The organism is Facklamia sp. P13069, from assembly GCF_050409405.1.
Lineage (GTDB): Bacteria > Bacillota > Bacilli > Lactobacillales > Aerococcaceae > Facklamia.
In genome coordinates this window covers 1-8,180 of sequence record NZ_JBNUPN010000039.1, presented here as the reverse complement: position 1 = coordinate 8,180, position 8,180 = coordinate 1, and the positions used below count along the sequence as shown (strand labels likewise).

At 30.8% G+C, this 8,180-nt stretch carries 8 protein-coding genes and 2 pseudogenes; all 10 read left to right on the top strand.

Translation table 11 applies throughout. The annotated features are described in order from the left end of the window. Positions 1-342: 342 nt before the first annotated feature. The 10 genes and pseudogenes from ACQV2T_RS08955 to ACQV2T_RS08910 all read left to right on the top strand — a co-directional run bounded on the left by ACQV2T_RS08955 (position 343) and on the right by ACQV2T_RS08910 (position 7,972). The gene (locus ACQV2T_RS08955; protein WP_428893566.1) at positions 343-1,026 is read left to right on the top strand and encodes a Type 1 glutamine amidotransferase-like domain-containing protein; all 684 of its coding nucleotides are present in this window, start codon (positions 343-345) and stop codon (positions 1,024-1,026) included. A 64-nt stretch (positions 1,027-1,090) separates the two neighbouring features. Beyond that, positions 1,091-2,473, top strand: a complete 1,383-nt coding sequence (locus tag ACQV2T_RS08950; RefSeq protein ID WP_428893565.1) for a type I restriction enzyme endonuclease domain-containing protein — start codon at positions 1,091-1,093, stop codon at positions 2,471-2,473. Beyond that, positions 2,449-2,643, top strand: a complete 195-nt coding sequence (locus tag ACQV2T_RS08945) for a type I restriction enzyme endonuclease domain-containing protein (protein WP_428893564.1) — start codon at positions 2,449-2,451, stop codon at positions 2,641-2,643. The genes ACQV2T_RS08950 and ACQV2T_RS08945 overlap by 25 nt, the downstream gene beginning before the upstream one ends. Before the next feature lie 305 nt (positions 2,644-2,948). Continuing rightward, entirely contained in the window at positions 2,949-3,131 is a 183-nt protein-coding gene (locus ACQV2T_RS08940) for a hypothetical protein (RefSeq protein WP_428893563.1), read from the top strand. 205 nt (positions 3,132-3,336) lie between these two features. Beyond that, positions 3,337-3,615: a hypothetical protein gene (locus tag ACQV2T_RS08935; protein ID WP_428893562.1), complete on the top strand. Its 279-nt coding sequence runs from the start codon at positions 3,337-3,339 to the stop codon at positions 3,613-3,615. A 15-nt stretch (positions 3,616-3,630) separates the two neighbouring features. Beyond that, positions 3,631-5,019: pseudogene (locus ACQV2T_RS08930) on the top strand (DUF262 domain-containing protein); the annotation flags it as partial. 2 nt (positions 5,020-5,021) lie between these two features. Next, a pseudogene (locus tag ACQV2T_RS08925) lies at positions 5,022-5,087 on the top strand (hypothetical protein); the annotation flags it as partial. A gap of 24 nt (positions 5,088-5,111) precedes the next feature. Continuing rightward, positions 5,112-5,288, top strand: coding sequence for a hypothetical protein (locus ACQV2T_RS08920; protein ID WP_428893561.1), 177 nt, complete (start codon positions 5,112-5,114; stop codon positions 5,286-5,288). A gap of 46 nt (positions 5,289-5,334) precedes the next feature. Next, complete coding sequence (locus ACQV2T_RS08915; protein ID WP_428893560.1) at positions 5,335-7,794, top strand: AAA family ATPase; 2,460 nt, start codon at positions 5,335-5,337, stop codon at positions 7,792-7,794. Continuing rightward, entirely contained in the window at positions 7,766-7,972 is a 207-nt protein-coding gene (locus ACQV2T_RS08910; RefSeq protein WP_428893558.1) for a hypothetical protein, read from the top strand. Before ACQV2T_RS08915 ends, ACQV2T_RS08910 begins: the two co-directional genes overlap by 29 nt. The last annotated feature ends 208 nt before the right edge of the window (positions 7,973-8,180 follow it).

Here is an 8,180-nt window from a genome sequence, read left to right as displayed (position 1 = left end):
ATGGAACCCGATACAACAATATAAAAATGGTAAAAAGTATTTAGAAAAGTTTTAGCTCTACAAATCCCAATCAATTGTAGAAGCATACTTAGTATTCATACAAGATGGAACAGAAGCTAAATTAAGTAAATGTGAATTTGAAAATATTGAAAAAATTGGTTCAAGTGGTTTTTCTGAGATGTTACAAGAACAAATTAATGAAATGAGTGAATTATCATATGAAAGATACTTGGAGTGGCATCTTTCCCATTGTGAAAAAGAAGAATTAATTGGAGCTAGTAAACATTACCTTTTTGTTTTTAAAAAGTGAATTAATATTAAAAATTGAGATAGGAGAAATTTATGATTATAGCAATTGGCGGTGGAGAAATAGTCGATAATGAAACTTATGAAATAGACAAGTTTATTGTCGAGTCAGCTAAAAAGGAAAATCCTAATTTTTTATTTATACCTACAGCAAGTAAAGATGCTGAGCCTTATATAGAGACTATTAATGATTTATATGAAAGTTTAGGATGCAAAACTGACACCTTGTATTTATCTAATGTAGAAGTAAAAAGTGAAGAGGTTAATCAAAAGATTGAAAGAGCAGACATCATTTATGTTGGTGGTGGTAATACTGCTTATATGATGGAAGTTTGGAAAGAATACGCTGTAGATAAGGCCTTAATTAAAGCTAATAAAAGTGGGAAGGTATTGTCTGGCTTAAGTGCCGGTTCTATATGCTGGTTTATCGCAGGACATAGTGATAGTGAGTTTATTGAAGGTAGAGAGAATCCAAAACATAAATGGGTCAAAGGTTTGGGCATAATTCCTTATCTACATTGTCCACATTATGATGAGCCTGAAAGAGCAGGATTTGATGAGTTTTATTCTGGACAGATAGCAGATGCGATTGCAATAGAAAATCAAGTAGCGGTTGTTTGGGATGATTATGAAATGAAAGTTATTAAGTCTAATCTTCTTAAAAATGCTTACTATCTTTCTTGGCGTGATAACGGCTTCAATAAAAAGGTTTTATTATAGGATTAATTAAGTAGATCGCATTTCGTCTTATGATCACAGCAGCTTGCTACTATTAAAATGGAAAATGGCACAGGATATTGTAGACCATTATGAAAAACCAACGGATGAGAAGCCAGAGAATGTTCAAAAGGCAATGATAGTTTGTTCAACAAGAGAAATTGCATTTAGATTACTAAATAATATTTTGAAGATTAGGCCAGAGTGGGGTGAATCTATTAAATCAGAAGATGAATCCAAGTTGACTAAACAAGAATTGAATAAACTAGCTGCCTTACCAAAAATTAATTTAGTCTCTACACGCGGGTCTAATGATGAAGAAGACCTCTATGAAGCTTGTGGTACAAAAGAATACCGAAAAATGCTAGATAGACAATTTAAAAACAACAACTCTAATTTTAAAATAGCAGTTGTAGTTAATATGTGGATTACAGGATTTGATGTTCCATCACTTGCGGTTATGTATATCGATAAGCCTTTACAAAAGCATACGCTTATTCAGACTATTTCAAGGGTTAGTAGAGTATTCGAAGGTAAAGATAAAGGGTTGGTAGTTGACTATATAGGTATTAAGCGAAACAAGATGGAGGCTATAAAAATCTATGGTGGTCAGCAAGAAAGTACTGTTGATGAAATGGAAGCATCTCTAAAAATCTTTAGGAATTATCTATCTTTAATAAATAATATGTTCATTAAATTTGACATGTATGATTATCTATATGGTGAGCCATTAGAAAGGCTAATGTGTCTAAATGAAGCTGCTGAATTTATTCAGTTAAAAAAAGAGACCCAGAAGGAGTTTATGGGACTATCTAGAAGATTAAAAGCAGCATATAACATATGTTTCCCTTCTGGAGAATTAACTGATAAAGAAGTATCGCTTGGTCAATTCTTCTTGGCGATCCGTTCTATTATTTACAAGCAAACCAGAGGAACAGCTCCGGATGCAGAAATTATGAATGAAGTCGTTGAAAAGATGGTTGTAGAAGCTATTCAGTGTACAGGTATTGAAAATATCATTGATGACGATAAAACGCTAGATTTATTTAGTGAAGACTTTTTGGAACAACTGGATCAAGTTAAGTTGCCTATCACTAAATTCAACGCATTATTAAAACTGTTGAGAAAAGCAATTAATGACTATAGTAAAACCAATAGAGTTAAAGCTCTAGAATTCTCTGAAAGATTGAAGAGAGTAGTTGAAGAATACAATAGTAGAGATAATTTAGCATTTGTTAGTGAGGTCACAGAAGATTTTATTGATAATTTATTTGATGAGCTTATCCGTTTAATGAGGGAGCTAGAGATTGATCGAAACTCATTTGAAGAAATAGGAATATCCTATGAAGAAAAAGCGTTCTATGACATATTAGTTAATGTTCGAGACAAATATGAATTTCCTTATGAAGATGAAAACGTGTCATTTTGGCTAAGAAGATTAAGGAACTGATAGATGATAAATCTCAGTATACAGACTGGTCTAATAGGAACGATATTAAAGCACAATTAAAGATGGATTTAGTTATTTTATTATATGAAAATGGCTATCCACCTGAGTGGAATGAAGAAGTATTTAATATGGTGCTAGAACAGGCTGAGAATTTTAAAGAAAATATGTAGAGGGATTAGATGTCAGTTAAACAATATCAAAGTCAACTTAATAATCTTGATAAAGAATATCGCTAAGTTAGAAAAAAGCGTGCTGTAGAAGATAAGAAGGTGGCACTTAATGAATCCAAAGCATCTAAAGTTAAAATAAGCAAATAATCAACCCAAACCAGAGAGAACAGCAAATTAAGACAGATTCAATATCAAGAAACAGCAACAAAAGCAGGAGCAAAGAGTGAAGATTATTCAAAAAAATCGGTGAAAAGCGAAAGAAAAGAAAGGAAGTACATCAAAAGTTTCAAGAGGCAGAGCTTGACTTGAAGAAAAAAGAAGCTAAGGAAACAAAAAAAGTTCAACAGATGAATGAATATAGGATTAAGGAGCTAGAAACTGAGGTCATAACAAAAGTAGAATTAAATAACAGCCCAGTAAATGATGATAAAAGTTATGATGTATTTGTTTCACATGCTTATGAAGATAAATATGAAGATAAAACTTAATTTTTAAATGAATTAGTTCACGAAATTATTATAAGAGGACTCTCAGTCTGATACGACGACAAGGATATGAGTTGGGGATTTTCATTGCGGTGAAGCTATTGATCGAGGTTTAAGGCTTTCTAGGTACGGAATTGTTGTCCTATCGCCTAATTATATTGCAGAGGGAAAATATTGGACAAAGCAGAAACTTAATGGCTTGTTTCAAATGGAGAGTATAAACAATGGTAGGATTTTACCGATTTGTCATCAATTAACAAAAAAAGAGGTTGCCGAGTATAGCCCGATGCTAGCAGATAAGAAAGTAATGATAACGGCTAACTTCACCCCGAGTGAAATATCTGAAGAATTAGCTAAGGTTTTAAAAGTTAAGGAGAATAATTATGTTATGTCGACAACAATAGAAATAAATAAGAAAAGTGTAAAAGATTTTTTAGAAGCTGGAAAAGAACAAAAATTTGTAATACCTGAGTATCAGAGATTTTAGGGGTGGAGAGAAGAAGAGGTTCAAACTTTATTTGATGATTTAGTTGAATATACTCAAGAAATAATTGATTCTCCATATTTTCTGGGAATAATTGTATCGTACATTAATGATAAAAAAGAACTGGAAATAATTGATGGTCAACAAAGAATTACAACTCTTTGTCTATTGCTAAGAGCTTTATATACAAAAATCGAAAAGATGGATCATACTCAAGAAAAAAATAATTTTATTGGTTAGATTGAACCAGCTTTATGGGAAACTGATAAGTTAAGTGGTGAAGCGGATAGAAGTAAGACGCTATTAGAGTCTAGAGTTTTTGAATCAGAATATAACGATATACAAACTAATATACTAAGGACCGGCGTTTCAGAGAAAGATGCTAAAGATAATTATTCGAAAAATTATGTGCTATGTCAAAACATTATTGATCAGTATGCTAAAGATGAGCCTTTAACTTTCTACCACATGATAAACAATATTTTAAATAAAGCTATTGTCCTTCCAATCAAGGCCGATAGTCAAGATACTGCTCTTACAATCTTTTCATCACTTAATGATAGGAGATTGCCATTATCAGATGCAGATATTTTCAAGGCAAAAATCTTTAATAATATTAAAGATACTGAAGCTAGAGATTCTTTCATTCAAAAATGGCAAGAAGTTAGTACAGGTGCAGAATATGCTGATGAAAGCATTCAAAAGCTATTTTATTATTATATGTTTTATTTTCGAGCAAAAGAAAACGATAGAAAGACAACAACTCCAGGTTTAAGAAAATATTATTCAAGTAGTAATTTTTTTAGACTATATGATTCAGAATTAATGAAAAATTTGAGTGTGATATTAAACTTTTGGTCAGTAGTTAATAACCATGAAGAAATAGATAGTGAAACATGGTCAAGTAACTTTGAAATTCTAAAAGTATTAGATATGTTTACCTCTTATCCGAATGAATTTTGGAAATATCCCGTAATAAACTATTACCTATGCTATAAAGATTCAGAAAATTTCGAGGAAAACTTTCTTTCATTTTTAAGAAAATTATTTGTCAATTTATGTAGTAGATATATTGTTACCCCTACAATTAATGTAGTTAAGCAGAATACACTCAACTTAAATGCAGAAATCATTGATAGCGATAAACCTAAAGTTGACTTTAAAGCTGTTGATCAAAATGTTATACGTGAGGAATTAAAGAATCCACATAGAAACGTTATGAGGATGCTATTAAAACTTTTAGCTTATGACAACGATTTACAGTATGAAATTTTTCCAGAAAAATGGGAGATTGAGCACATATTACCTAATAAATGGCAGAATGCATATTTCCCAAACGTATCAGAAGAAGGGGCATATGAAACAAACGAACACTTAGGTAATAAAATTCCATTTGAAAAAGGCTAAATATTGTTGCAAGTAATGGTTATTTTGAGAAGAAAAAAGAATCTTATAAACAATCAAATATTGCGATAGTTAAGGAGTTATCTGAATCGCATTTGTCAGATTGGAAATTGGAGCACATCAGAGAAAGAGATATTAGAGTATCTGATCGAATTATGGAAATTTTTGAGTCATGGTCAGCTTACTCGGCAGATGATAATGAGCAAGCTCTCATAGAAGAAAGAAAAGCAATTGAGTTAATTAAGTCAAAAGGTTTGGAAGGTTATTTATAAAATTAATTTATTTCTATTTAAGATATAGATGATTGGAGAAGGATTTATGTTATTTAATAAAGTTTCATTAAAAATTGATTATTTATCAGAAGAGCAAATTGTAATCCCATTTTATACTTTGCCAAACCCAGCCGAGAAAGATGGACAATATTTTGATGTGAAAAATTATAGCTTAGCAATCCTTTATGGAAAAAATGGATCAGGCAAATCATCCATTGCAAATGGATGTTATCATTATTCTCTGAATGAGCAGATAGAGAGTGAAGAAATCACAGAAGATTCCAATCCTCAAAGTATTAAATTTGAAATGACTAATAATCAAGTATCTAGCTGTGAAGTAACTAATGCTAAAGTCTATTCTTTTAGTGAAGGATTTATTTTAGATAAAATAGATTTTAGAAAGCAGAAAGATTTAAATGCAATAGTAATGCTAGGTGATCAGAAAAAATATAGAAATATTCTTGATTCATTAGAGTCGGATTTAAAAAGCAAAGAAGAAGATAAGAAAAAATGTGAAAACGTTCTGACAGAAATGCAGGACGATTATCAAAAGGATTATAAAAAGTTAGAAAAGATTCTGCGAGCTAAAAATGGATGGGCTGAAAAAGAAAAGCTAATTAGGAAACTTTCTATAAATGGGCGAGTAACAGATGAACTTTTGGATAAGTTATCTATACAGGCACAAGAAATTCCTGACGATGAGGTACCTAAAAAAGTAGAAAAAAACAAGTCAGAATTTGATAATTGTCTTGAGAAACTAACTCAAATCAGGAAAACTCCTAAATTGCCCACGCCGGAACCACTTGACCCGCTAAATGAGAATATAGATGACGAAATTGAAAATATTTTTGCAACTGTTTTGCAAGAACCGCATTGGACAGAACGAGAAACCAAAATTTTTAAAGAAATTGAAGAAAAAGGAGCCAATCATTTTTCTGAACTGATAAAGTTGGTTAATACTGATACTTGTCCGACATGCTTTCAAACAATAGAAACAAATTATAGAAATGAATTAATTGAATCTTTGAAAAAAATGCAAGCTGAGATTTTAAATGATGAAAGTGATGCTTTTATTAAGAGAATTGACTCCATTAATATTAAGAGTCAACCAAGTTTATCGAATGAAATAGTTAATTTTCAGCAAGAAAGTATAAAAAAACTTGCTGATGAATATAAGGAAAATCTAGATATTTATTCTAGGGAAAAGGATAATTTAAAAAAACTGCTAGAAAAGAAGAAAGATTTTTTATATACACCATTAGAAGATTCTTATGAGAAGATACTAGATATTTATGAAAAACTAAATCAGAGTTACAGTTCTTTAGTTGAAGAAATCAAAAAACACAATGACCTATCTTTAGAAGAAGATAAGATTATTACTAAAGCTTGTGAGTTAAATTTTAAAATTACTGCTATGGAGAATAAGGCTAATTTGGAAGTAAAAGAAAAGGTTTCGAATCTAATTAAGGAAAAAGAAAATGAGATTACCAAATTAGATGAGGAACTTTCAGAGATAAGAGAGAAAATTAATGCGACAAATTCACAATTGAAACAAACGCATGTTGCATTAGAACAAATAAATGAAGATTTAAGCTATATTTTCTTTGATAGAAATAGATTGCAGTTAAAGAGTAATGGCGATGGAGGGTATGATATTTTCTCAAAAGGCAAAAAAGTGACTTTAAGTAGTTTATCGACAGGAGAAAAGAACATTATAAGCCTTTGCTACTTTTTTTCATGCGTAGGAGAGAATAAATCAATAGAAGACAAATATATTGATGAGGCTCTTTATATAATAGACGATCCGATTACAAGTCTAGATTTTGGAAATGCTGTTGGTTTATATACATATATTAATTCGCAAATAAGATCGATTGGTAAGGGAAATAAGAGCAGTAAAGTTTTAATTATGACTCATGATTTAGGAATTTATTATAATTTGACACGTATTTTTGAGGATGTTAATTCGGATATGGGAAAATATTTGAATTACGAATTAAAAGGTGGTAAGGTGATTCGCCACTCTGAAATTAGCAAGTTAACCTCAGGATACAAGAATAATGTAAATCATCTTTATGAATATGCTTGCAAAGTTGAAGGAACTAAAGAGCTTGATTCTACTATAGGTAATATAACGAGAAAGGTTTTAGAGGCATTTTCAAGTTTTACATACGATACAGGAATTGCAGAAGTTTCTATTAATCAAAATATATTAGATAAAATTCCTGTTGAGAAAGATAGAGTGTATTTTCAAGCGTTGATGTACAGGTTATTAGCTCATGGAGAAAGTCATGATGATTTATATGGGAAGAACATTACAGGGATTGCAAATAATATTTTAGATAGAGATAATAAACTTCAATTGACTCAGCTAGTCTTATTTTTCATTTATTCGCTAAACCCACTACATTTAAGTTCTCATATAAAAAACTTAAATGTTAACTTAGTTGAAAGTTGGTCACCAACAAATATTTTACATGAAAGTGATAAAGATTATTCAAGATGAAAATAATAGTTTTAAGATGAGTCAAAAGAGTGGAATAAAATTTGTAGCAAAAGTACAGCTGTATATTGATTGTGCTGATATTTTCCAACTGGAAATGGAAGTGGAATGGCAGGAAAAATTTAAAAACGCACTTAAATCTTCCGTTTTTAAAGAAAACAAATGGACTGAAACTCCGTAGAATGGACCTTCCGGACACATAGGATTTTACTAGGAGAAGAGTGGGAATAGGTTCCAAGATTTTGTAACCCTTGATTTTACTAACTATTCTAAGGGCACGAGTGGTTCATGATACGATTTTGATACTATAAATAGTGGCTAACCACTGGGAATGAAGAATAATAGAAGAAAATAAAAGACTAGTTAAAGAACAAACCCCTGATTGAGGT